22 protein-coding genes and 1 pseudogene are annotated in these 24,632 nt (G+C 28.1%); 10 read left to right on the top strand and 13 right to left on the bottom strand.

Going from position 1 to position 24,632, the window contains the following annotated elements; genetic code table 11:
- The first annotated feature begins 7 nt into the window (after positions 1 to 7).
- From WHD08_RS01495 to WHD08_RS01475, 5 genes and pseudogenes are all read left to right on the top strand, one after another.
- Positions 8 to 706 (top strand): hypothetical protein, encoded by a 699-nt coding sequence (locus WHD08_RS01495; RefSeq protein WP_208889495.1) that lies wholly within the window; start codon positions 8 to 10, stop codon positions 704 to 706.
- Between the two features lie 6 nt (positions 707 to 712).
- Positions 713 to 1,573, top strand: a complete 861-nt coding sequence (locus WHD08_RS01490; protein WP_340833231.1) for a hypothetical protein — start codon at positions 713 to 715, stop codon at positions 1,571 to 1,573.
- An 11-nt stretch (positions 1,574 to 1,584) separates the two neighbouring features.
- Positions 1,585 to 1,958, top strand: a pseudogene (locus WHD08_RS01485) (DUF6979 family protein).
- Positions 1,959 to 1,963: 5 nt separating this feature from the next.
- Complete coding sequence (locus WHD08_RS01480; protein ID WP_208889498.1) at positions 1,964 to 4,663, top strand: AAA family ATPase; 2,700 nt, start codon at positions 1,964 to 1,966, stop codon at positions 4,661 to 4,663.
- A gap of 2 nt (positions 4,664 to 4,665) precedes the next feature.
- Positions 4,666 to 5,910 carry an McrC family protein gene (locus tag WHD08_RS01475; RefSeq protein ID WP_208889499.1) on the top strand — a complete coding sequence of 415 codons (1,245 nt, stop codon included), beginning with the start codon at positions 4,666 to 4,668 and terminating at the stop codon, positions 5,908 to 5,910.
- A 15-nt stretch (positions 5,911 to 5,925) separates the two neighbouring features.
- Here WHD08_RS01475 and WHD08_RS01470 read toward each other — a convergent pair whose 3' ends face one another.
- Positions 5,926 to 6,681 (bottom strand): LytR/AlgR family response regulator transcription factor, encoded by a 756-nt coding sequence (locus WHD08_RS01470; protein ID WP_208889500.1) that lies wholly within the window; start codon positions 6,679 to 6,681, stop codon positions 5,926 to 5,928.
- A complete protein-coding gene (locus tag WHD08_RS01465; protein ID WP_208889501.1) occupies positions 6,681 to 7,742 on the bottom strand; it encodes a hypothetical protein in 1,062 nt (353 codons plus the stop codon). The genes WHD08_RS01470 and WHD08_RS01465 overlap by 1 nt, the downstream gene beginning before the upstream one ends.
- A 160-nt stretch (positions 7,743 to 7,902) precedes the next feature.
- Between WHD08_RS01465 and WHD08_RS01460 the strand changes: the two genes are divergently transcribed.
- Genes WHD08_RS01460 through WHD08_RS01445 form a run of 4 tightly spaced genes read left to right on the top strand, consistent with a single transcriptional unit; the run spans position 7,903 to position 10,291 of the window.
- Positions 7,903 to 8,106 (top strand): hypothetical protein, encoded by a 204-nt coding sequence (locus WHD08_RS01460; RefSeq protein WP_208889502.1) that lies wholly within the window; start codon positions 7,903 to 7,905, stop codon positions 8,104 to 8,106.
- 57 nt (positions 8,107 to 8,163) lie between these two features.
- Positions 8,164 to 9,597 carry a viperin family antiviral radical SAM protein gene (locus tag WHD08_RS01455; protein WP_208889503.1) on the top strand — a complete coding sequence of 478 codons (1,434 nt, stop codon included), beginning with the start codon at positions 8,164 to 8,166 and terminating at the stop codon, positions 9,595 to 9,597.
- Entirely contained in the window at positions 9,587 to 9,880 is a 294-nt protein-coding gene (locus WHD08_RS01450; protein WP_208889504.1) for a hypothetical protein, read from the top strand. Before WHD08_RS01455 ends, WHD08_RS01450 begins: the two co-directional genes overlap by 11 nt.
- Before the next feature lie 3 nt (positions 9,881 to 9,883).
- On the top strand, positions 9,884 to 10,291 hold the full coding sequence (locus tag WHD08_RS01445) for a 5' nucleotidase, NT5C type (protein ID WP_208889505.1): 408 nt from the start codon (positions 9,884 to 9,886) through the stop codon (positions 10,289 to 10,291).
- 463 nt (positions 10,292 to 10,754) lie between these two features.
- On the opposite strand, the gene WHD08_RS01440 is transcribed toward WHD08_RS01445, so the two are convergent.
- Positions 10,755 to 10,883, bottom strand: a complete 129-nt coding sequence (locus WHD08_RS01440; protein ID WP_340833228.1) for a helix-turn-helix domain-containing protein — start codon at positions 10,881 to 10,883, stop codon at positions 10,755 to 10,757.
- Between the two features lie 90 nt (positions 10,884 to 10,973).
- Here WHD08_RS01440 and WHD08_RS01435 point away from each other — a divergent pair, with 90 nt between their 5' ends.
- Entirely contained in the window at positions 10,974 to 11,909 is a 936-nt protein-coding gene (locus WHD08_RS01435) for a hypothetical protein (protein WP_208889506.1), read from the top strand.
- A gap of 500 nt (positions 11,910 to 12,409) precedes the next feature.
- On the opposite strand, the gene WHD08_RS01430 is transcribed toward WHD08_RS01435, so the two are convergent.
- The 10 genes from WHD08_RS01430 to WHD08_RS01385 form a co-directional block, all read right to left on the bottom strand.
- Positions 12,410 to 15,583 carry an efflux RND transporter permease subunit gene (locus WHD08_RS01430; RefSeq protein ID WP_208889507.1) on the bottom strand — a complete coding sequence of 1,058 codons (3,174 nt, stop codon included), beginning with the start codon at positions 15,581 to 15,583 and terminating at the stop codon, positions 12,410 to 12,412.
- Positions 15,584 to 15,612: 29 nt separating this feature from the next.
- Positions 15,613 to 16,680 carry an efflux RND transporter periplasmic adaptor subunit gene (locus WHD08_RS01425; RefSeq protein WP_208889508.1) on the bottom strand — a complete coding sequence of 356 codons (1,068 nt, stop codon included), beginning with the start codon at positions 16,678 to 16,680 and terminating at the stop codon, positions 15,613 to 15,615.
- A gap of 4 nt (positions 16,681 to 16,684) precedes the next feature.
- On the bottom strand, positions 16,685 to 18,022 hold the full coding sequence (locus WHD08_RS01420; protein WP_208889509.1) for a TolC family protein: 1,338 nt from the start codon (positions 18,020 to 18,022) through the stop codon (positions 16,685 to 16,687).
- Positions 18,015 to 18,629 (bottom strand): TetR/AcrR family transcriptional regulator, encoded by a 615-nt coding sequence (locus tag WHD08_RS01415; protein WP_340833225.1) that lies wholly within the window; start codon positions 18,627 to 18,629, stop codon positions 18,015 to 18,017. The genes WHD08_RS01420 and WHD08_RS01415 overlap by 8 nt, the downstream gene beginning before the upstream one ends.
- Before the next feature lie 107 nt (positions 18,630 to 18,736).
- Positions 18,737 to 19,303 carry a TetR/AcrR family transcriptional regulator gene (locus WHD08_RS01410; protein WP_165730966.1) on the bottom strand — a complete coding sequence of 189 codons (567 nt, stop codon included), beginning with the start codon at positions 19,301 to 19,303 and terminating at the stop codon, positions 18,737 to 18,739.
- An 874-nt stretch (positions 19,304 to 20,177) separates the two neighbouring features.
- Complete coding sequence (locus WHD08_RS01405; protein ID WP_208889511.1) at positions 20,178 to 20,669, bottom strand: CIA30 family protein; 492 nt, start codon at positions 20,667 to 20,669, stop codon at positions 20,178 to 20,180.
- Between the two features lie 137 nt (positions 20,670 to 20,806).
- Positions 20,807 to 22,288: a cryptochrome/photolyase family protein gene (locus WHD08_RS01400; protein ID WP_208889512.1), complete on the bottom strand. Its 1,482-nt coding sequence runs from the start codon at positions 22,286 to 22,288 to the stop codon at positions 20,807 to 20,809.
- Positions 22,285 to 22,413: a DUF2256 domain-containing protein gene (locus WHD08_RS01395; protein WP_208889513.1), complete on the bottom strand. Its 129-nt coding sequence runs from the start codon at positions 22,411 to 22,413 to the stop codon at positions 22,285 to 22,287. Before WHD08_RS01395 ends, WHD08_RS01400 begins: the two co-directional genes overlap by 4 nt.
- A gap of 103 nt (positions 22,414 to 22,516) precedes the next feature.
- A complete protein-coding gene (locus WHD08_RS01390; RefSeq protein WP_208889514.1) occupies positions 22,517 to 23,143 on the bottom strand; it encodes a flavin reductase family protein in 627 nt (208 codons plus the stop codon).
- Complete coding sequence (locus WHD08_RS01385) at positions 23,143 to 24,600, bottom strand: cryptochrome/deoxyribodipyrimidine photo-lyase family protein (protein ID WP_208889515.1); 1,458 nt, start codon at positions 24,598 to 24,600, stop codon at positions 23,143 to 23,145. Before WHD08_RS01385 ends, WHD08_RS01390 begins: the two co-directional genes overlap by 1 nt.
- Between the last annotated feature and the right edge of the window lie 32 nt (positions 24,601 to 24,632).

Genomic DNA, 24,632 nt, shown 5'->3' with positions numbered 1-24,632 from the left:
AAGAAGCATGGAAAATAAATTTAAAATTATTCAAGATAATATCAGTAAAGAAATATTAAGTAAACCCCCTATTGTAGATGGTATCATTAATTCTGAAAAATATGCCAAGGCAAAAACAAGGATACTTTGGGTTTTAAAAGAACCTAATTCCACTGAGAGTTGGACATATCAAGACTATTTATCTATAGCCGATATAGAAACTAAAAAAGATACGAAAGCTAATATTTTAGTATATCCAATTTTCAGAAAGATTATATATGCTTCTTATGGTTTAATAAATAACAAAGAATATGCAAATTTACCCGTTGCAGAAGAAAAAGAAGTGTATTCTATTGGAGAAGAAATTGCTTATATCAACATAAAAAAAACAGGTGGAGGAGCTAAATCTGATGATAAAGAAATACAAGATTCTTATAATAAAAATGAAGAATTACTCTTAAAACAAATTGAAGAATATAAACCTAACATTCTTATTTTTGGGAATACTTTAAAGTATTTTAACTTAGAGGAATTAACAAAGTTAGGTTGGAATTTATCTGACAAGCATATAATAGATAAAGAAACAAACAACACTCATTATTACCCTATTTCAAATGATAAATTATGTATTAACGCGTATCACCCAGCTTATTGGAGTGTAAACATGGATGTTTATTGTACCGAAATTATAAACGCAGGTTTGGAATGGAGAGCAATGTATAAATAAATTAAAATGACAAAAAAAGATGCACTTGTAAAATATATTTCAGAAATGAATATAGATATGTTATCTCTAGTTTTAGAGAATGACACTTCTATTATGAATATTACCAAAGATCTTTTTTTAGAAAAGTTAGAAGAAATTTTTATTACGTTAAAAGCAGCTGATATTAAAGAATTTTCTAAAATCAAAAAAAGAGTTTCCGAAGAAGATTCTGGAACATATAGTTTAGAAGGCTGTCAATTTATTACAGCGGACAAAAGGTCTTTAACATTTTTGTTTGAATTAGAAAATAATGAGATTATAGATATTTATAATGGTTCTCAATTTAAACTTTACCAAGATAAAGAAGAAACAACACCAATAATTTTTTGTGTTTGGAACGATGAAGAATTAAGTTACAAACCAACTGATGAGTATATTTCTTTTACCACTAGAATTGATCCATTTTACGCACAATTTGAGGCTTTAAAAGGTTCAATTATACCATTAGATGTATTTGGAGATTGGTATAAATTGGTTAAAGAACTTTATGATTGCATACCATTAAGAAAATATTTAGAATATAAATTTTATTATGACTTTTCTAATTTTGTTGTTGACAATTTATTTGTACTTACTATTATAGAAGACGCTGAAAGAACTAAAAAAGCTGTTTCCGATTATAAAAAAATAGATACTTCAAATGAATTAGATATGTTAGAATGGCAACTAAAGTATAAAGACATCAGATATATCTTTAATGATGATTCTAAAAAGTTAAACAACTTTAAAGAGCGGTATTTAATAAAACATAAAACTGAAGATTCCATTATTTTAGATTGCTCTAACTATAAGTTTTCGTTTGAATTTGCAGAAATAAGAAATCAATAAAAAAAAATGCTATGAATAAATACGGACAAACAGCTTTAAAAGCAGCACAAAATTATAAAAGCTCTTATTCTATTACAGAAATTTACGCTAGAGCTGCAAAAGAGGTTTTTGAGACAAAAAGTTCACAGGAAAAAGGATGTCCAAAAGGCACATTTTTAGGTTTGTGTGAAGAAGGTTTGGTAAAAGGAATACCAAGAGGGAATTACACAAAATCTGTTAAGAATAAAGAATATGCTTTACAAGCTATTGAAATATTAAAATGGGCGGATAATAAAACCTATACCCAAAAGAACTTTGGACAGAACTAAATTTAGGTGATAAAAGGTCTAACTCTCAAATGGATGTTGTTTTGGCTCTTTGGGATGCTGGATTAATTGAGAAATAAAAAATATGGCATTTACTCCAAATAGTATTACAAAAAACCACGTATTTAACGCTATTAATAAAATAGAAGAACAACAAATTAAACTAACAAAATCTACTAGATGGTTAGTAAAAATAGATAACACTACATATCCACCAAAAGAAGTTATGCGTTATGCTCATAAAGAAATGAATGGAGAGAAAATTTGGTACTATAATGGTGGTGCAGCAACAAATAATTATTTAAAAAAAATGGGATTTCTAATATTAGATATGCATAAAAATAAGCTACAAAATCTTATAGATAATTACAAAGAAGAAATTAAAAAAACACATTTAAAAGATGAACGTTACAAATGGGAATTACTAAAAACATACAAAGGACTTCCTAATTTAAATGCTGATAATTTTTTAGATGAAGTAAAAAAAATTGATTACGATAATTTGCCTTATGCTATGAGTAAAGCAGTTATTAAACAATTATTACTTAAAGAACCCGAAAAAATACGATTATTATTTAAAAATCTCTTTAATGAATCTATTGATTTAAATACTAGAGTTAAAGCGTTTAACGAAGAAACTTTAAAATTTTATAGAGGGTTAGGAGAAACTCTTTCGCATCATCAAGATGAAAGAACCATATCGGTTTATTTAACTTTTTACAATCCAGAAAAATATACTTTTTACAAGTATTCCTATTATAAGGAATTATGTGATTTATTAAATATTGAACAAGCAAAAATAAATGAAAGGTATGCACATTATTTAGAATTGATACATCAAATAATTTCTGAATATATAGAAAATGATACCGAACTTATTGAACTCGTAAAAGCTTCTATCCCCGAATACTATGATGGCTCTAACAATCTTTTAGTAGCTCAAGACATTTTATATCAAATGTTTAATAAATTTGAACCTATAAATTATTGGATGTATGCTCCAGGAGAAAATGCTAGTAAATGGGACGAGTTTTATGAAAAGGGAATTATGGGACTTGGTTGGGATGATTTAGGTGATTTAAATGCATATTCCACTAAAAAATCAATTCAAATAAAACTTCAAGAATTAGCGGATACTACTTCCGCTAAAACAAATAATACCGCTGCGAATTACGAATTTTTAAAAGTAATGAAACCAGGAGATATTATTATTGTAAAAAAAGGGATACATGAATTGTTAGGTTACGGAGAAGTTACTTCGGAATTATTTTATGATGATGAGAGAGCATCTTATAAAAATTATAGAAATGTAGATTGGCTTTTAAAAGGTAATTGGAAATTGGATGATAATTTGGCATTAAAGACATTAACCAATATTACTAAATACAAAGAAAAAGGAAATGAAAGTACAAATTATTACGATAAACTATTAGCGATTATGAATGGAGATAAAGTTGAAAGTAAAAATGTAATAGAGACAAATAATACTCCTCCAACAAATCAAATTCTATACGGACCTCCAGGAACAGGAAAAACTTTTTATTTAAAAGATCAATTATTTGAAAAATATACAGTAGCTCAAGGTAGTTTAACTAAATCACAATATTTAGAAAATTTTGTCACTGATTTTACTTGGTGGCAAATAATTACGATTGCAGTTTTAGATCTTAAATTGGCAAAAACTAATGATTTATTGAATCATGAATTAATAATTGCTAAATCTAAATTATCCTCCTCTAAAAATATTAGACCAATTTTATGGAGTTCATTACAAACACACACTGTTTTAGAATGTAAAAATGTGAAAGTACAGCAACGTATTGAGCCACTAATTTTCAATAAAAATGACAATTCTAAATGGTCAATTGTGGATACACAATTAAAAGAACTTTACCCAGAAGCTCTTGAACATTTAGAAAAAATAAAAAAATATAAAGCAAATGATGATATAACAATTAAAAACTACGACTTTGTTACTTTCCATCAATCTTTTGCATACGAAGATTTTATTGAAGGAATCAAACCAATTTCACCAGAAGAAGGAGAAGAATCGAAAGATCTAGGATATGCCATTGAAGATGGTGTTTTTAAAAAATTATGTTTACGAGCAAAAAATGATCCTAACAATAGATACGCTATTTTTATAGACGAAATAAACAGAGGAAATGTTTCAGCTATTTTTGGCGAGCTCATTACATTAATAGAAATAGACAAACGTAAAGACGCTAAGAACGAGATAAGTATTAAACTCCCCTACTCTAAGACAGCATTTAGCGTACCTTTTAATATTGACATTTATGGAACTATGAATACAGCAGATAGAAGCGTTGAGGCCTTAGACACTGCCTTACGTCGTCGTTTCGAGTTTAAAGAAATGATGCCAGATTATGTTGTTATTAAAAATGGGGAAGTGGAAGGAATAAAACTTTCTGAGGTTTTAAAAAAGATAAATCAACGTATAGAATTATTAATCGATAGAGATCATACCATTGGTCACTCCTACTTTGTAAATGTTACTTCAACAGAGAAATTAGCCAATGCTTTTAACAATAAAATTGTGCCTTTACTACAAGAATATTTTTATGGAGATTATGGGAAAATTGGGTTGGTTTTGGGTAATGGTTTTGTGAAAATTAATAAAAATGATACTATTAATTTTGCTGATTTTAAATATGATAATGCGAATGATTTTAAAATCGCTAGTTACGAACTAAAACATGTTGATGAAAAAACGGTTATTGATGCTGTTTCAATATTATTAGGCTCAAAAGAAACTCCTCAATAACATTGGTAAAACAGCATAAAATATCGATTTTCGAACACCAAAAATTATACATTGGTACACAAGGTTTTAAACAAACGCATTTAGATGCGCTTTTAAAATTAAATGAATACCATGATGGTAATTATTTTGAGCCTATTGCAAAAGGGATTCGCTTTAATCAGTATGTTGGAGTTATTCAAGTAGATGGTTTAATTATAGAAATTAATCCAAAAGCTGACAAAGATGATGAAGATTACAAGTGGAAAGGTGTTTTATTAAAAATGTTGAAAGCTTGTGGAAAAATTAAAGCAGATTCCTCTGGAGACGCAAATGTAAGAAGACAACATCTTAATTTATTAGAAATATATTTTGAGTTGTACTTAAAAGAAGTAGAAATCTTGGTTCGGAAAGGTTTCATCAAACAATACAGAAAGCAAACTAAAAACACAAAAGCGCTTAAAGGGAAATTAGAATTCGCAGGAAACATAAGACATAATATCGTTCATAAAGAACGTTTTTATACAACGCATCAAGTGTATGATAGCAATCATTTTCTGCATCAAGTATTACACAAAGCGTTAACTATTGTTAGTCAATTTACAAAAGGCACAAGATTGCAAGACACAACAAATAGAGTTCTTTTAAATTTTCCTGAAGTAGATACTAAAACCATTACCGTAAAACAGTTAAACACCATTATATTAAACAGAAAATCGAATAACTATAAACCCGCCTTAGATTTAGCACGATTGATTATTTTAAATTACTCTCCAGATATTGCAAGCGGAAAAGAAAAAATGTTGTCTTTATTGTTTGATATGAATCAACTTTGGGAAGAATATGTTTTAAAACAACTTCAAAAAGCCTGCGAAGGAAAAGATATTACAGTTTCAGGACAAGAATCAAAATCATTTTGGGGCGCAAATAGTTTAAGACCTGATATTGTTTTAAGAAAAGGAAATCAAAGGTACATTATAGACACCAAATGGAAACGACCATTAAAAAGTTCGGCTTCTGTAAGTGATTTACGTCAAATGTATGCCTATTGCCGTTTTTGGGATGCAGAAAAGGCTGTTTTATTGTATCCTGGAAAAACTTCTGAAAATAAATTTAAATCGTACTTAACAGACGATTACTCCTTAGACAATAATGAAGATTCAAAAAAAATAAAACATCAATGTAAAATGGGGTTTGTTTCTGTTTTAGATACTGAAGGTAACCTTAGAAAAGATATTGCTACTGATATTTTAAAGTTATTGGATTTTTAAATTTTTTATAAAAAATTAACTTTTAAATTTAGCTCTTAATCTATCTACAAAACTAAGTTTCTCTTTGGCAGTAACTTCAAAAGTTTCTTTACAATGAAACAAACTTATATTTGTATTATCTCTTTCTTTAATATGTAACATATTAATAATAGTACTTTGATTAATTTTTTCAAAGCCATATATTTTTAATTCCGAATGAAGTTCATTAATACTTTTTCTGACGTTATCAAACAGAACTTCATCATTTTCTCCATAAATACGAACGCAATTCTTATCCGGTTTTTTGTTTTCAAAATTTTTACTTCTACTTATATAATAAGCCTGATCTAGTTGAAATCTTATATCTCTATTTGTTCCAATATGTAAAGTAATTGTACTATTTGAATTTGAAATAGGTAAAGGTTTTATCTTACCAATAACCTTATTTTTTAAAACATATTTAAACTCTTCAAGCTCAAATGGTTTGCTTAAATAACCAGAAATATCTAGTTCATTAATTACTAGTTTTTCATTGTCCGTAGTGGAAGTTAAGAAAATTATTTTTTTATCTATAGCTATTTTTTTTGCTAACTCAATACCATTAAAAATAGGCATTTCAAAATCAACAATGAGTAAATCATAATCCGATTCATTTATTTCTTCAAAAGCTTTTAAAGAGCTATCAAAACTTTTTATATGCACTAAATTAAAAGATTTTGCTATTGTATCAATTTTAGCTTTAACCCTCTCTATAATTTTAGGTTCATCATCAACAAGAATATAACGTATCATTATTTTATAGTTAGAGTTAATTGTGCTAAATATTGATTATTAGATATTGGAGTACTTTCTATTTTACTACCAGGGTAATAAGTATCTACAAGCTGTTTTAATGCATTTAATCCAAATTTACTAGAGATTTTCTCATTTACTTTATTAATTAAAACTTGTTCCGTACTATTCACTAAACAATAACTAAGTTCTTTTTGTTTATTTTCTTTAAGATCAATACTTATAAATGAACTTTCATTATTTAAGCTTCCGTGTTTTAAAGCATTTTCTAAAAAGGGAAAAAATAAAGTAGGCTTAATCCTTATTGTATTTTTTTGATTTGCAGTAAGTGAATCATGCATTAATATTTTAGCATTAGGCTTTAGATATTGTATCAGCTCTAAAAACATATTAATGTGTATTAATTCATCTTCTATAGTTGTACTTTCTGTATTTAAAGCGGAAACATTATAATCTAAAAGTTTAAAAATATTTTTTAATGCTTTTACTGAGGGTATCTTTTTCTTATCCTTGATTCTTTTATATTGTATTCCAAAAATGGTTTTATAACTTAATTCAGTCTCCTCTAAATCTTCATAAATCTGACTAATTACATTCTTTATAAAATGTGCTCCAAGACGTGTATTATTTGCCTCCACATTTTTAAAATCAACATAACGTTCGTATGCCTTTCTTTGATGATTTATATCCTTTTCCTGAAGATGTATCGCTACTTTTTGTTGTGCAATTTTCTTTTCTTTATCACTTAAAGTTGCATAAAATTTTTCTTTATAATCAGTAATATTTTTATTTAAGTTAGAAATCTGAGCTTCATTATTCTTTAGTTTTAGTTCAAAAAGTGCAGTATTTTTTAATTTTTTTTTATCGTTTTTGATTGTTATTTGCATTGATTGCAACTGTGCCTTTAACAAGGTATTCTCTCTCCTAAAAGAACGTTTTTTATATAGGTTATACCAATTTCTTATAATTATTAAAACAAGAAAGCTTAAAAGGATTAGTATAATAATCATCAACTTTTCGTTTTCTGCCAATAATTTAGCTTGTCTTGATAATGTGTTCATTAATAATAGGGTTGATTTTTATTATAAATAGAGAATACTCTATAGTTTCCTTTTTTATATGTCCCAAATAAGTCAGTCTATATCCCAAATATACTCGGTCTATCCCAAACCTGAAAATTAAATTTAATTCTTCTGCATCTTTGATGTAAGAACGGAAGTTTTGACAGAAGATAGTCTTCAAATTAAAGCTTTTGAAAGTAATTTAAAACAACAAGTAATTATGAGTAAATCAAGACCAATAACAAACAAATCAGCTACAAGAATTCATAGTTCAACTGCTAAGTCTACCACATCAGAAAATGTCGTAAAAGGAAGTTTTGCAGCAAGAGCACAAAGTGTAGGATCTAAAAACACAAACAAGTAAAAACGAACTTAATCTCATTCTTAAAATTAAGGATGAGATTTAAAAAAAAACAAAATTATGAATACAAAAATAACATTAAGCGGATTTGCAGGAACAGGAAAATCTACTGTAGGTAAAATGATTCAAGAACAATTAAACTTTCAATTTATTTCTGTGGGAAATTACACTAGAGATTATGCAAGGCAAGAGTATGGAATGGATATTAATGAATTTCAAAATAAATGTAAAGCAGAACCTGGACTGGATAATGAAATAGATGAAAAGTTTAAAAAGGAATGTAATAGTAAAAACAATTTAGTCATTGATTATAGACTAGGATTTCACTTTATAGGAAATGCATTTCATGTACTTTTAAAAGTATCTGATGAAAATGCTTCTAAAAGAATACATCTAGAAGATAGAAGTGATGAAACAACAAGCAAAAAAGCTATTCAGCTAAGAAATCGAACCATGAGAGATCGATTTAGAGAAAACTATGGTGTAGATTTTACTAATGAAGATAATTACGATTTGGTTATTAATACTGACGGTTTAACACCAAAAGAAGTAATGAACTCAATAATTAAACAGTATCAAAAACAATTGATTATAAAACGAATACCAAGTATAAATTTTCATTTATGGGAGCCATGTAATATGCGTTGTAAGTTTTGTTTTGCCACCTTTAAAGATGTAAAACAAACCATATTACCAGAAGGGCATTTACCAGAGGATGAAGCTTTAGAAGTGGTTAGAAAAATAGCCGCAGCAGGATTTGAAAAAATAACTTTTGCAGGAGGAGAACCGTTGCTTTGTAAATGGTTGCCAAATTTAATTAAAACAGCAAAACAATTAGGAATGACAACTATGATTGTGACCAATGGCAGTAAATTAACGGATGACTTTTTAAAGGAAAATAAAAAATATTTAGATTGGATTGCTGTTAGTATAGATAGCTTGGAAGATGAAAACAACATTAAAATTGGAAGAGCAATTACAGGAAAAAAGCCATTATCTAAAGCCTTTTATTACGAATTGATAAACAAGATCCATAAGTATGGTTATGGTTTAAAAATTAACACGGTAGTTAACAAAGTAAATTATAAGGACAATTTAACTGCGTTTATAGAATATGCCAAACCAAAACGCTGGAAAGTATTACAAGTCTTACCTATAAAAGGACAAAACGATAGTAAGATTGATGATTTTAAAATAACAGATGTTGAATATACTCATTTTTTAAACACACATAAAGACGTAGAAACTATTGTTCCAGAATCTAATGATGAAATTAAAGGGAGCTATGTAATGGTTGATCCTGCAGGACGTTTTTTTGATAATGCACAAGGAACACATAATTACAGTAAACCAATTTTAGAAGTTGGTATACAGGAAGCTTTAAAAACAATGAATTATGATTATGGTAAGTTTTTAAACAGGGGAGGAATTTACAATTGGAATAATGTCAAAAGCCAAGATTTAAAAAAGGAGGATTTGTGTTATGAAAAATAGAATAGAAGGTTTTTGTAAATCAGACCATTTTAGTTACAGGCAATGGGATAGAAAAATTAGTGATAATCTTTTATCCAAAATTTTAAAAGACATAGAAACTAATAATTGTAATACGCTACTTATCGTTAGTCGCAAAGTATTAAAGAAAATAAATAAAAACATAAATGAAGAACTTTTTATTAAAATTGATAACAAAACCTTAATCACATGCTTTTATTGTCAGTTTCAGGAGTATTTGGCAACAAAAAGAATTCAGCAATATATAATAATAGATAAAATTTAAATTATGAAGAAGATAGTATTAATAGATATGGATGGCGTTTTGGTAGAATTTGGTGATGGATCATTTAAAGAAAATAAGAATAAAAAAGGTTTTTTCTTCAATAAGAAACCAATTAAAGGTGCTGTAAAAGCATTTAAAGAGTTAAGTGTTAAATACGATTGTTATATAGTATCTACTCCAGTTTGGAGTAATCCACATTGTTGGATGGAAAAAAGATTGTGGGTTGAGAAGCATATAGGTTTAGAAGCTAAAAAAAGATTGATATTAACTCATCATAAAAATTTAGTAAAAGGAGATTATATAATCGATGACACAAAAAATCATGGTGTAGACAAGTTTGAAGGTGTGCATATTATGTTTGGTCAAAAATCTTATAGTAATTGGAACGATGTTCTTGAATATCTGAAATAATATCCTTTTGTAATAAGCCTTGATAGTTTTTCTAAACACTTCTATTTTTATTTATAAAGTAGAAGTGTTTGATACTTTCTTTAAAATAGGGTTTGTTAAGTATGTTTATTAGTAATTAATTTTAATTCTATAGAAAAAGAGCCTTATTTGAAATATTTGGGCACTATTTCACTTCGTTAAATTAGTAGAATATGAATAGTTCACTTTTACTAATAAATAGCATGCAAAATCAATAAAAAATCTATTTGAACCGATTAATAAATTTAAACGGCTCATAAATTCTTTCATAATTTTATGATTTATTAAGTTATTAAGGATAAATTAATCCTCATTAGATAATTATTAACTAAATGTAATGGATAAAACACTTATTATTTAACCTCATTATCTTCTATTCTTTCTTCTCTAATAGGCATTAATGTATGACCAAACATACTTAAAACTTGGTTTATTTTATCTATGTTTAAATTCGTTTTCTCTGCTCTATTTTACGTACAACAGTTAGAGCTACTCCTGCTATATCGGCAAACTCAATTTGAGTTAAATTAGCAGATTTTCTTCGCTCTTTAACAAATTCTGATAAACTCTTCATTATATGTAAAAATATAAAACTAAAAATAAATTATAGAGAATAAAAATTATTAAATTGGGAGTAATTACCTTAGGCTTAACATTAAACACCATGGATAACGGAACACTAACAAGGATAGAATTATATAATTTAGTTTGGTCAAAATCTATATCTGCAATTTCTAAAAACTATCGTATTTCTACTAGTGATCTAAGGAAAATATGTAAATATTATAATATTCCTCTACCTCCTAATGGTCACTGGCAGAAAATAAAGTATAATAAAGCTATTATTATAATTGATTTACCAGAGAGTGAAAAAAAAGTTCAAGAAAAGATTGAACTAGTAAAACGAAACGAAGGCGATAAAGATATTCCGTTTTTAACTTCTCCTTTTAATAAAAGGTTTTTTGAACTAAAAAATGACTCTACTTGTAGTTTTAATATTCCATTAACATTAAAAAATCCTCATCCACTTATTTTAAAAACAAAGAAAGGTTTAGAAGATCTAGATAAATTAACTAAAACTAATTATGAGATTGAAAGAAAAGTGTTTAATGAGGTTCTTCCTATTCATACAGACCTAAAACTTCGGAATAGAGCACTAAAGATAATGAATGTAATTGTTTCATATATATACAAACAAAACCATTCTATAGTTTTTGAATATGGTAATTGCTGTGTTGAAATGTTTGGGCAAAAAACAGTATTTTATTTACGTCAAAAATATAACCGCATTCGCACCACAGACAACAAAGGATGGACTAATCAAAGCTTTGTAAAAACAAGTAACTTAGAATTTAGAGCAGGACCATCTTACAAACATAAAAGTTGGATAGATAAAGAAAATAAAAAAATTGAAGAGTATATTCCTAACATTATTGCATGGATAGAGCAAGACTGTAAATACTGGCATGACCTTAGAAAGGAACAGGCAGAACAAAAACAAATAAATAAAATTGAACGTTTAAAAGAAGAAGAAAGACTGTTGCTAATAAAAAAAACAGAAGAACGCATTCAGAATTTAATTATTGATAGTGAGAAATAGAGTAAAGCAACTATTTTAAGAGACTATATTAATGCAGCTATTAAAAAAGATAAATCAAATAATACATTTGACGAACAGAAAAAAGCTTGGGTAAAATGGGCCTATCGACATTGCTAATTCTATGGATCCTTTAACCTCTAATTAAGTTTATGACTTTAAAAAATCATTATTTAATTTAACAGAAAAAATATATTATGAATAAACACTTCAAAAATATTTGTACATTTATCCACTAAACAACAGCTAAAAGAAAATAAAAGTGTGCAGCTTTTGTACACCAAAACTGCTACAAACCCAATAGAATAAGTAAATACTACATATTGTATTGGAAAGTAGATTTGTTTGACTTCACTTAGCCAATATCAATTGTAAAAAACTTAATGTTTAATTTATATTGAAAGCTTTTTTAAGTAAAAAATAAAACATACAGTTTCTTAAAAAGACAAAAGCTCCTTAAAATGGAGCTTTTGAATTATCTTTATATAAATATTTTGAATTAACTACATTTCGTGCTTAGGAGTATATCCATCTTCACTCAAATCATGATGTTCGTAAACTTCATGCATTGCTGCTTCATAATCTACAGATTCACCCTTAGTTAATTTATCAACTATTTTTTCCATTATTTCATAAATTACAGGAACAACCACCAGCGTAAGAAAAAGAGAACTAATTAATCCTCCAATAATTACCCAAGCCAAACCGTTTTTCCATTCTGCACCTGCTCCTGAAGCAATCGCAATCGGTATCATACCAAACACCATAGCAATAGTTGTCATTAAAATTGGACGTAACCTAGCGTGATTAGCCTGAATTAAAGCTGTTCTAATAGATTCTCCTGCAGCTCTTCGCTGGTTGGTGAAATCTACCAACATAATGGCATTTTTACTAACTAGACCAATTAGCATAATAATACCAAGAATAGTAAATATATTTAATGAATTATTAGTTAAGGCCAATGCTAACAACGCTCCAATAAATGATAATGGAACAGCAAACAAAACTACAAATGGATGAATAAAACTATCATAAAGCCCCACCATTACTAAATAAACTAATATAATAGCAGCTAATAGTGCAATTCCTAAAGTACCAAAACCTTCACTTTGGTTTTCTTGATCTCCACTCCAAATATAATTAACTCCAATTGGTTTTTCTAATTTATCAAGCTTTTCTTGCCATTGTGTTACAATTGTTCCTGATGAAACTCCAACGTTTTGTCCTTGAACAGTTACCGAAGGAGATTTATCTCTTCGTTCTAATTGACTTGGACCAGAACCTTCAGTGATTGCTGCAAATTGTGATAACTTAATTTGTTGTCCAATGTTATTCACAAAAATAAGATTACTAACATCATTAATGTTTTTTCTATCAAATGCATTGTATTTAATATTAATGTCATATTCGTATTCACCGCCTCTAAATTTTCCATCTGTATTACCACTATAAGCTGTTTGCATAGTTACACCTACTGTCTGAAGTGTTAAACCTAAAGCAGACATTTTATCTCGATCTACTTGAACATTAACTTCCGGACTTCCCTCTTCAACAGTTAGTTTAATTTCAGTAGTTCCTGCAATTTTACGTAATTCTAACTCTGCTAATTTGGCAAATTTCATGGCACTTTCTACATTTGGCCCTGTAACAACCAATGCTAATGTTGCATTTTCGGCTGATCCTAAAAGACCAACAGGAACCGTTTTAACTTTAGCACCAACTAAAACCTTTTCTAATTCTCGTTTTATTTTTGCAGCAAAAACAGTAGCACCATCCGTACGTTCGTTTTGGTCAATCATTTTAACATTAATTTCAGCTTTGTATGCCGTAGCTTGAGCAGCCCCCATTCCTTCACTGGTTTGACCAACAGTTGAATACTGACTGTAAACATATTTTTTTGAATTTAAAAAAGCTTCTGCTTTTTGAGTCATAAAGTTGGTTTGCTCTAATGAAGCATTTTTAGGCATTTCAATTTGAACTAAAAACTCACCACTATCAGATGCCGCAAAAAACTCACTACCAATAAATCCAGCAGGAAGAAGTGCTACAGAACTAAAAAACAACACTAAAACAACAATTAAAGTAGTTTTATAATAATCTAAACACCAAGTTAGTATTCTAGAAATCCAGTTTGTAAAATTCGTTAGAAAGCTTTCAAAACGTAGAATAATTCTTCCAAATAAATTTTTACCCTCTATATGCTCTAGTTTTCCAAAACGAGAAGATAACCAAGGAATAAGAGTGAAAGACGCTAATAAAGAAAATAATGTAGAAATAATTACGGTAACACAAAATTGAGTGATAATGTCGGAAACTAAACCAGAACTCAATGCAATTGGTAAAAAAACTACAACAATTACTAAGGTAATTGAAGTTACCGTTCCTGCTATTTCAGAAGTGCCCTCATAAGCTGCACGAACCCTATTTTTCCCCATTTCCATATGTCTATAGATATTTTCTAAAACAACAATTGCATCATCAACCAAAATACCTACAACTAGTGATAATGCTAATAAACTCATTAAGTTTAGTGTATACCCAAGCAAGTAAATGCCTGTAAATGTTGCAATTAAAGATGCAGGAATGGAAACCATTACAATTAAAGAATTTCTAATGCTATGTAAGAAAAACAACATTACAAAAGCAACTAAAAATACAGCAATCATTAAATCATGTATAACAGAATCAGATGCTTCTAATGTAAAACGACTACTATCTTTAGCTATGTTAAATTTTAATTGGTTTGTTTTATAATCATTTTCAAGTAATTTTATTGTGCTTACAACCTTATCACTAACAGCAACTGCATTAGCATCTGATTGTTTTATAATTTGTAAAATAATTGCGCTTTTTTGATTTACACGTGCTATTTTTTCAGCATTTTTTTGAGTGTCTTGAACATCTGCAATATCTTTTAAACGAATTTGAATATTGTTTTGAGAGGATACTACCAAATTTCTTAATTCATCAACATTTTTATATTTACCTGCTAATCGAATTAATATTTTCTGTTCTCTAGTTTGAATACTTCCTGTTGGAAAATCTAAGTTAGATGCTAAAATGATTTGTTGTACTTGTGGTACTGATAAACCGTACCCTTGAAGTTTTGTTGCATTTAAATTTACTTGAATTTCACGCTCTTGACCACCAATAATATTTACTTGTGCCACACCATCAATACGGGATAACACAGGCGATATTTTTTTATCAATTAAATCATAGAATTCAGCCTCATCCATTTTTCCATTGGTTCCAATAGTCATGATTGGAAGATCACTTAAAGAAAATTTTATTAATGAAGGAGGATCTGCATCCTTAGGTAAATCTGCTAGAATTGAATTAATTTTACGTTGTGCTTCGTTTATTGAATAATCTGCATTGGCATTTGATGTCAATGTAATCATTACTGTTGAAAGACTTTCATAAGATTTAGAATCAATTTTTTTAATATTTTCTAACGAGGAAACTGCATCTTCAATTTTCTTAGTAACGGTATTTTCAATCTCATTTGGAGACGCTCCGGGATATACGGTTGAAACGGTGATTACATTTGTTTCAAATTTTGGGACTAATTCGTAACTTAATTGACTATAACTGAAAAGCCCACCAATAATTAGAATTGTAAAAAGCACAATAATTAGTGAAGGTCTTTTTATGGATATTTCTGCTAATTTCATATATTTTGTCTAATAATTATTTTAATCAATTATTTAATAATTTCAACAGTATTACCGTCTTCTAGGTTAATTTGCCCTGTTGTAACAATAATTTGTCCAACTGATAAACCTTTTAAAATTTCAACTTGATTACCTATAATTCTTCCTGAAGTAACATTTACTAATTTGGCTATATCATTTTCTATTATAAAAATTTGATTGCTATTTACACTACCTACAAATGCATTTCTTGGTACAACAATCATATCTTGTTTTTGTTGTTTTGAACTAAAGTTAGCAGTTCCATACATTCCTGCTTTTAACTGACTTTGAATATTATTTTCAATTTGAATCTCTACTGGAAAGTTTAAACTTCCATCTGATTTTGGAGCAATAAAAGTAATTTTACCTTCATAAACTTTATCAGGAAAAACAGATGTAGTTACGTTAATAATATCATCAACTTTTAAATTCGCTACCTGAGATTCGTTCACTGAAACTTTTAATTTAAGTTTAGAAACATTCACTATTTCAAAAAGTGATGTCGATGGCACTGCAGTTAGTATAGAACCAATTTCAATCATTTTTTTATTTATAATTCCATTTATGGGTGATTTAATCTTAGTATCACCTAAATTTATTTTTGCATGCGTATAATTTGCTTTTGTATTTACCATATTTAATTTGGCCTGATCTAGCTGTTGTTGGGTTACACCTCCCGTTTTAAATGCACTTTGAAATCTAGCATAATCATTTAATGCATTTTGATAAGTTGCTTCTGTAGCTTGAGCATTTAAATCTATAATATCGCTTCTTACAATTGCCAATGTTTGGCCTTTTTTAACTTTATCTCCTTCTTTCACCAAAATACGAATAACTTTTCCAGAATTTTCAGCACTAAAAGTAAGTTGCTGAATTGGTTCAAAATTACCGTTGGTACTAAAGTTTAATAGAACATTATCAGTTTTAACTGTATCAACTTTAACTGATACAGCTGCATTTTGTTCTGAAACCAGAGCTATTTTGACTTCATTTTCTTTTTTATTTTTTGTTAGTACTAAAGCAATTAAAATTAAAGCTCCAATGACTATTATTCCTGTTATTATTGTTTTTTTCATCTGTTTAATTAATTAATGTATTTAATTCTCCTTTTGATTTTATTAATTGAATTTCTGCTAATTTGTAGTCTAAAATTGCAGCAGTATAATTATTTTGTGCAGTTGTATAAGCATTTTCAGCATCTAATAAATCTGTTAACGATGCTAAGCCTAATACATAGTTATTATTAATATTTTTCAAAATTTCATCAGCTAAGGCCATATTTTCTTTCTGATTTTGAAGCGTTATAACACTATTTTCAATTTGAGTAGTAGCATTCTTATATTCTAAATCAAGTAATAATTGAGTGTTTTTAACATCTTCTTTAATAGATCTTAATTGAACATCTGCTTGCTTCACTTTAGCTCTTGTTCTAAATCCAGAAAAAATAGGGATTTTTAAATTTAATCCAATTGAAGAAAAATTTGACCAATAAACATCATCATCAGAATTTGCTCCCCATGGTAATTCTGAGCCTTGCCCAATATAATTGTAGTTAGCAGAAAGGGAAAGTGTTGGGTAAAATTCAGAAATTATTGATTTTTTTTGTAACCCTAATAATTCTTCCTGTTTTTTAAGTAATAAATATTCACTTCTATTAGTTTTATTTAGGTCGTTTGTTAATACAGTTGGCTTAATTTCAAACTCAAATTCTGGAATATTTATTTGAGTATCAATTTGCATCCCCATATAAAACTTAAGGGTATTTTCTTGCAATTGAACTGCGTTAATAACTTGTTGTTTCTGTGTACTAATATTAGATATGTTAACATTCATTCTATCCAAATCTATTTTTTTAGCCAAACCATTTTCAAATTGACCTTTTACTATATCACGTACTTTAGTCGTGGTTTTTAAATTATTTTCAACTAAAATTAATCTTTGTCGTAATACATATACTTGATAATAATTATTAGCTACTCTTTCAATAACCTGTTCTTTAGTTAATTGGTCATTTATTTGATAAAATTCTCGTGTAGTTTTGGCAGCTTTTAAACCTATGAATATAGATTGATCAAATAAGTTTTGAGTTAAAATAATACCAGCACCTGTAGACCATTTTTGTCCAAAACTTGCTTCAATCATTGTTCCTGGTTGTCCAAAATAATCACCGTCAATAACTGTTGTTTGTAATACAGGATTGTATGTTAATGAACCATTAGCAAAAATTTGTGGTAAAGCTCTTGAACGTGCTTCCTGAATTTGGTATGTGCTATTTTCTACTTTTAATTTTGATTTTTTTGCTTCAGACTTGTTGTCTAAAGCGTAGATAATTGCATCTTTTAGAGTGAGCAACTTTATTTCTTGTGCCTCTATTTTTATTGCAAAAAGCAGAAAAAATATAATTATAATTTTATTCATTGTTGTTTACTTTGATTTTAATATTTGTTTCTATGTAATTAATTCCTTGTTGAGTACAAATACCTCTTAAATGGTATTCTAAAAAGTTTTTTTGAACCTCTAAATTGTTAAATTGTATTGGATTAAAAAGTTCTGCATTTCTAATTCCGTTAATTCCTGTAGCGTAAAACCTACTAATAAGCTTTAAATTAATGTCATTTCTAAAAAGACCTTGTTCTATTCCATTTTTCAAATTTTTTATTACATATTCATCTACTTTATTAAATTGATTAGATATTAATGAATTAAAAATTACAGGGTAGTATTTTTGCAACTGATAAAAAGGTGAAGAACTTTCGCTTTTTAAATAATACGTCACAAAATCTTTAATTGTAAAAAGTTTATCAATAGGATTTAAATTCATTTCAAAAATAAAATCTATACCGTATGAAATTTTTTCAATTAATTGTGTGATAACTATTTTTATTAATTCTTTTTTATTTTTAAAATATTTATAAATAGTTTTTTTAGAAATTCCCATTTCTAAAGCTATATCATCCATTGTAACACTTTTAAAACCATGTTTTAAAAACATTTCAGCCGATTTATTTATAATTCTATTTTCCACTTAAAATTTAATTGACTTTTCATTTTTAATTCGTTTATTGTTTTAGTCAACACAACAAACCCAGTAAACCGATTTAGTTTTTTTAGTTTACCTTTAAGCAAAAAAAATTATCTTAATATCCCATTAAAATATGCATTTAACACTTCTTTCATTTCATTTTTAAATTCAGTTTTATTATCACAGTTGTAAATATGATATTCTATTAATGCATGTACAATTTTATGAATGGTTGATGCTTCAACATTATCTGATATACAATTTTCATTTTTTCCTTTTTGGAAAAAGTCAATAAAAAAATCTTTTTCGCTATTTTCTTTGCTTTTTCCCATTTCTTTTATTCTTGGATACTCAATTCTAAGGGCTATTATATTAGATAAAGTAATTTTATCAAAGCTGTTTATTATTTGATCACTTAAATTTTGTAACAACAAAGGAAAGGGACTATTACTTTCTAAGTATTTTTTTAAATTATTGATATTTTTACTAATTGAATTTAAACTTATCTCATATAAAAGATCTTCCTTATTTCCAATTATTTTATATAAAGTTCTTTTAGACATATTACATTCTTTTGCCAAATCGTTCATGTTCCAACCCTTAACACCGTAACTCAACAATAATTTTTCTGTTTTCTCAAAAACTAATTCTTTAGAATGACTATTTCCAGATTTCATACATATAATTTAAGTAAACCAAATAAACCACTATGGTTTACTTAGCAAAGTTACAAACTTTTTTTGATTCTAAATAAAATACAAAAAAAAAATTATACTATTCTAAAAGTATTGTAATAAACTTTAATTAATATAATAAAGTTGTTTGTATTCATTTTAAATTGTGTTGGTATAATTACTGTTAATTTGTAAATCTAAAATTCAATAAAATAATTCAAATTTTTAGTTACTACAAAAGGAGTTAAAATAAGTAAAAAGGAAAACCTACAAAAATAAATATTCTAAGTTTGTTAATAATATGAATCCACTTAAATAAGACACAATTAAAAAATACAATTAAATAGAAATAATAACAAAAAGAACAACAGATCTTACTTTAACCATATAAGAATATTCTTCTATTATTGTTACTTTTCTAACAGTACAATACCTTTTAGTGATGGTGAAAAAGTATCAATAATACAAAACCAATTTTTATTATTAAAATCATGTGAACCTGGAATTTTAAAACCAAATCCTAATTAATAGCAGTGTATAATCTGTAATACTTAAATTTAGATATAATCTATAACCATTCACAATCAAGACTATAGATTAAATAGTTGATTTCTCCTTCTGGAGTATCTTGTTTATGAAATTAGAATACGTGCAGTTAATGGTCTTTATAAAAGAATGACGAAGACAACAATCTTCTTCCCAATCATATATACTAGTGTTATTGTATTGCAAAGTAAACAAGCGTTAACAAAGGAAAGAAAAAGACTATAAAGAGCAAAAAAACAGCTTTTTCATAAAAATCAATTTAGTTTTATTTCTCTTCAAAACACCTTGTTGGTCGTTTTGGTACTCCAAAAGTATTCAGCTTTAAATTTATTTAAGTTAGAATAATACTGTCTATCTCAACTTTAAAACCTTCCGCCTTTTTATTTCCAATTAAAAAAGCTATTTCTTCAAGACTTTCTTTGCTATAATTTGGTTTTTCTAATCTCTTACCTCTATAGGTAGGGTACATATCTGATAATAATATTTCAATATCTTCCCATTCATTAGACGTTTCAAAAAAAGCAATATAAACGTGATCATCTGCTATCTTACTTCTTATTCTAAATTGATATCGTTTTCCGTCTCCTTTAACTCTGATAATAACTTTAGAATATTTATTCGGTACTATTTTAGCAAAACGATTCCTCAATAAAGAAAATCCGCCATTATTTTCTAAAGATACAGTGCCACTAAAAACACAATTACCATTTTCTTTTAAAGAAAATAATCCAGACGACTTACCTCCCATTACAGCATCATTAATAATTTTCCAATTATCAGCATTACGATTCGTATTACTATCAAAAATGACTAACTGTTTCATATTTTTTTAAAATTAAATTATTAAGTGTATTTATTCAGCATTCGTATAAAGATAAAACTACAAAAAAGTAATAAACCTATATCAATATAACTATTAACCTTGTAAGTAATAGTTTTTCTTTTCTCTATATGACTTTTTTAAAGTTTTAAAAGATACCTCTCAGCATTTTTAATATGTAATTCTTGTTTTTCATCAGGCATTTTATCAAACATTCTAACCAACATTCCTAATCTAGGGTTCGACAAAAAGAAGTCACGATGTGAATTCATAAATCTCCAAAAAAGACCATCCCACGTAGCTTGCCAATCTCCTTTTTTATAATTGCTCATTTTCATTATATAATTACTACCACTTATATAAGGCTTCGTAGCCATTAAACCTCCATCTGCAAACTGACTCATTCCGTAAATATTAGTTACCATTACCCAATCGTAAGCATCAATAAAGAGTTCCATAAACCATTTGTAAACCTCATCAGGTTCAAATTCACATAACATCATAAAATTACCCAACACCATTAAGCGTTCTATATGATTGCAATACCCTGTTTTTAATACTTTTTTAATCGTTTGATCAATGGGTATTATACCTGTAGTTCCGTCATAAAAAGATTTTGGAATCTTTTTTGTAAACTTCCAAAAATTTGTAGTTCGTTCTTCACTTCCTCTAGATTCATAAATACCTCTTATAAATTCTCGCCAACCGATTATTTGTCTTACAAATCCTTCTGTAGAATTAATAGGAACATCATTTGCTTCAGCATAAACCAAACAAGCGTCAACCACATATTTAGGCGTTATTAAACCTACATTAAGCATTGGTGTTAACACGCTATGATTTAATATTGAATTTTCAGCAACAATAGCGTCTTCATACACTCCGAACTCGATAAAGCGTTTCTCAAAAAACTGTTGTAACCAATCTTTGCTTGTTTTAAAATCAATTGGATATAAAGCATATTCAGTTAAACTTCCTAAGTTATTAGCGAAATGACTATTCACATACGCTTTTGCTTCTTTAAAATACCCATCAACATCAGGAAACTGAATTGACGGAGGTGTTTTTTTAGCTGGATATTTCTTTCGGTTTTCGATATCAAAAGTCCATTTTCCGCCTGTTGGTTTTCCGTCAGCTTCTAAAAGAATATTACGTTTTTTACGTTGTTCCGTATAAAAAGTTGTTTGATGGTATTTCTTTTTATCCTTTCTAAAGAAAACTTCTAATTCTTCTTTTGAATTTAAAAATAAAGGTGAGTCATAAATTGTTGTGCTAATATTATGTTCTAAACAGCCTTTTAGCAACCTTTTCTGAAGCCAATTATCCGTTGGATCTATATAATTAATATGTTCAATTCCTTTTTGTTGTAAAGCAGGAATCAATTCTCTAATATCGGAAATATCTTTTATTGCTTCAATATAATGAACGGCAACATTTTTTTCTTTCTTTAAAAAATCAGCATAACGTTTCATTGTAGCTCTATGGAAAGCTATTTTTTGTTTATGAAATGAATACTGCTTAAAAAATAAATACTCTTCTACCAAATAAACAGGTGCATTTACTTGAAAAACTGGAGATTCTTCAAATAATTGATGTGGAAATATTAAATTGATTGTTTTCATTTACTTCTTCTACAACGTTGACTACAATATTTTACAGCTTCCCAGTTCTTTTCCCATTTTTTACGCCACGTAAATGGTCGGTCGCAAACGTTACATATTTTTTCAGGAAGATGCTCTTTTTTCATTGATAAATAATCTTATAATAAGTTATTAAATAACTACGGAAACACAATAAATTTCCTTGATGCAAAGCATCGGATAATTAAATTCTTGATTATAATCTTAAGGCTAAAACTCAGGAACTTCATCTATTCTTACATAAGGATGTTTTGCTATCTTTTTTAACGAATAATAACTATTTAAACCAGAAATACCAACACTTTCTGTAGCTTCTAAGTCAATATCACCGTCAACTATAGCATTATCAGGAAAAATTAACTGTTCTATTTCTCCTATAATTAATTTGGTTCCATTATGTTTTATATCAATGGCTTCTACAAAGCGCATTCCTATTTTAAATTTACTTTCTTTTACAAAAGGTGCTTTAAAATCTTTTATATATTCTTCGGTAAGATTACATCGTTTAAATTCTGACTCATCTACATTAAACTTAGCTGAAGTATAATGAGCATTCTTTATAAAATCTTGATGGATATGATTAATTGTATAGAATCCATTTTCTTGAATATTAGCTATCGTATGCCCAACTTCTGACGTTTGTGGTCTTGTAATAAAACCTAACAACGCAGGGCTACTACCTAAATGAACTATAGAACTAAAAATAGCTAAATTACTTAGCCCATTATTATTTATAGTACCTATAAGGTTTGCCGGCTTTATACCTGTTACCGAATTCATAATTTTTAATTTAGTAACACGGTCAAATCCTTCTATATCTTGTTTATTGTAAATCATTAATTTCTATTTACGTGCATATTTAAAATGCGATTTTTTTCTTTTTCCACTGCGGGATGTTTTTTATGTCCCCATATTTTATCTCTTGCTAATCTGGCACTTTCCTGTAAATCTACAATTGGCAACGGATAATCTTCTCCAATAACAACTTCACAAAACGCTTGCTCCATTGTTGACATTTTCCAAGGTTCGTGGATGTATGCCATTGGAACATTTGCTAATTCTGGAATCCATCTTTTTATAAAAACACCTTCTGGATCATGTTCTTGTGAATTTTTTACAGGATTATATAAACGTACGGTATTAATTCCTGTGGTGCCAGCTTGCATTTGAAATTGTGGATAATGTATTCCCGGATCATAATCTAAAAACTGTCGAGCTAAATGATAGGCTCCGTCTCTCCAATCTTGATCTAAATTCAATGTTAAAAACGAAACGACCATTGCACGCATTCTAAAATTAATCCAACCTGTTTGTGCTACTGCACGCATACAAGCATCCACTAAAGGTACACCCGTCATTCCTGTTTTCCAAGCTTTTATAAATTTCTCGTTTTTTTGATGTGCTAATAATTCATAACCCTGATTAATACACAACGTTTCATATCTACATTCTACTTCAAACTTCTGAATAAAATGACAATGCCAATGCAAACGTGTTAACATTGCAGAAAATGCTTTGTCGTTTTTTGTTCCGTTTGGATGTGTACCTACAAACTGAAAAGCTTGTTTTATACTGATATTTCCCCAAGCTAGATATGGTGATAATCTACTACAAGACATTCTACTTTCCGTTGGCTTTGAAATATGCTTTTGGTAATTTTTGCCTCTTTCTGCTGCAAATGATTTTAAATAACGCCAAGCATTTTGCTCTCCTGCGGGTTGAAATTGCTTCGGATATTCTTTCCATGCTGTTTCCAAGGTTTCAGGTAACAAAAAAGGATGTTTCAGCGCTGCTTCTTTAGAAATTGAATAGGTATTTTGAATTACAGGAGCATGCATGGTTATATGCCATTGCTTACTCCAATTATCTCTATTTTTAATACCTCGTAAAATACCATCTCGTTGAAATTCTTGCCAAGTAATTTTATGTTTTTTTAAAAATAAGCTAACAGCTTTATCACGGTTCCAAGTTGTCTGTGTACCACTTTCCTGATAACTAAAAACATTTTTTACATCAAACTCTTCAATTAAGTAATTAAATACGTCTATAGCTTCTGCATAAAATACACTTACGTTTCTGTTAAAAGGTTTTAGACTATTATTTAAGGATTGAATAGAATTATAGATAAACTTTAAATGTCTCGGACTGGTATCTGGGTATTCAATAATTGAGGGCTCAAACAAATAAATTATTTTATACGGAATACCAGATTGCTCTGCTTTATGCAAAGGTTCGTGATCTTGTGAACGAATATCTCGTTTTAACCAAACAATATTTACAGGTTGTTTTTTCAATAGATATTTAAATAAATTACCTCGATGTAAAA

This window comes from Polaribacter sejongensis (genome assembly GCF_038024065.1).
Taxonomy (GTDB): Bacteria; Bacteroidota; Bacteroidia; order Flavobacteriales; family Flavobacteriaceae; genus Polaribacter; species Polaribacter sejongensis.
This window is presented reverse-complemented; position numbering and strand designations above follow the sequence as displayed.

What these genes read in the sequence shown, in the direction of transcription:
- WHD08_RS01420 (WP_208889509.1), bottom strand. Translation starts at nt 18,022, where the DNA reads ATGAATAAAATTATAATTATATTTTTTCTGCTTTTTGCAATAAAAATA.
- WHD08_RS01400 (WP_208889512.1), bottom strand. Translation starts at nt 22,288, where the DNA reads ATGAAAACAATCAATTTAATATTTCCACATCAATTATTTGAAGAATCT.
- WHD08_RS01410 (WP_165730966.1), bottom strand. Translation starts at nt 19,303, where the DNA reads ATGAAATCTGGAAATAGTCATTCTAAAGAATTAGTTTTTGAGAAAACA.
- WHD08_RS01480 (WP_208889498.1), top strand. Translation starts at nt 1,964, where the DNA reads ATGGCATTTACTCCAAATAGTATTACAAAAAACCACGTATTTAACGCT.
- WHD08_RS01495 (WP_208889495.1), top strand. Translation starts at nt 8, where the DNA reads ATGGAAAATAAATTTAAAATTATTCAAGATAATATCAGTAAAGAAATA.
- WHD08_RS01430 (WP_208889507.1), bottom strand. Translation starts at nt 15,583, where the DNA reads ATGAAATTAGCAGAAATATCCATAAAAAGACCTTCACTAATTATTGTG.
- WHD08_RS01390 (WP_208889514.1), bottom strand. Translation starts at nt 23,143, where the DNA reads ATGATTTACAATAAACAAGATATAGAAGGATTTGACCGTGTTACTAAA.
- WHD08_RS01440 (WP_340833228.1), bottom strand. Translation starts at nt 10,883, where the DNA reads ATGAAGAGTTTATCAGAATTTGTTAAAGAGCGAAGAAAATCTGCTAAT.
- WHD08_RS01435 (WP_208889506.1), top strand. Translation starts at nt 10,974, where the DNA reads ATGGATAACGGAACACTAACAAGGATAGAATTATATAATTTAGTTTGG.
- WHD08_RS01445 (WP_208889505.1), top strand. Translation starts at nt 9,884, where the DNA reads ATGAAGAAGATAGTATTAATAGATATGGATGGCGTTTTGGTAGAATTT.
- WHD08_RS01465 (WP_208889501.1), bottom strand. Translation starts at nt 7,742, where the DNA reads ATGAACACATTATCAAGACAAGCTAAATTATTGGCAGAAAACGAAAAG.
- WHD08_RS01425 (WP_208889508.1), bottom strand. Translation starts at nt 16,680, where the DNA reads ATGAAAAAAACAATAATAACAGGAATAATAGTCATTGGAGCTTTAATT.
- WHD08_RS01405 (WP_208889511.1), bottom strand. Translation starts at nt 20,669, where the DNA reads ATGAAACAGTTAGTCATTTTTGATAGTAATACGAATCGTAATGCTGAT.
- WHD08_RS01490 (WP_340833231.1), top strand. Translation starts at nt 713, where the DNA reads ATGACAAAAAAAGATGCACTTGTAAAATATATTTCAGAAATGAATATA.
- WHD08_RS01395 (WP_208889513.1), bottom strand. Translation starts at nt 22,413, where the DNA reads ATGAAAAAAGAGCATCTTCCTGAAAAAATATGTAACGTTTGCGACCGA.
- WHD08_RS01450 (WP_208889504.1), top strand. Translation starts at nt 9,587, where the DNA reads ATGAAAAATAGAATAGAAGGTTTTTGTAAATCAGACCATTTTAGTTAC.
- WHD08_RS01470 (WP_208889500.1), bottom strand. Translation starts at nt 6,681, where the DNA reads ATGATACGTTATATTCTTGTTGATGATGAACCTAAAATTATAGAGAGG.
- WHD08_RS01455 (WP_208889503.1), top strand. Translation starts at nt 8,164, where the DNA reads ATGAATACAAAAATAACATTAAGCGGATTTGCAGGAACAGGAAAATCT.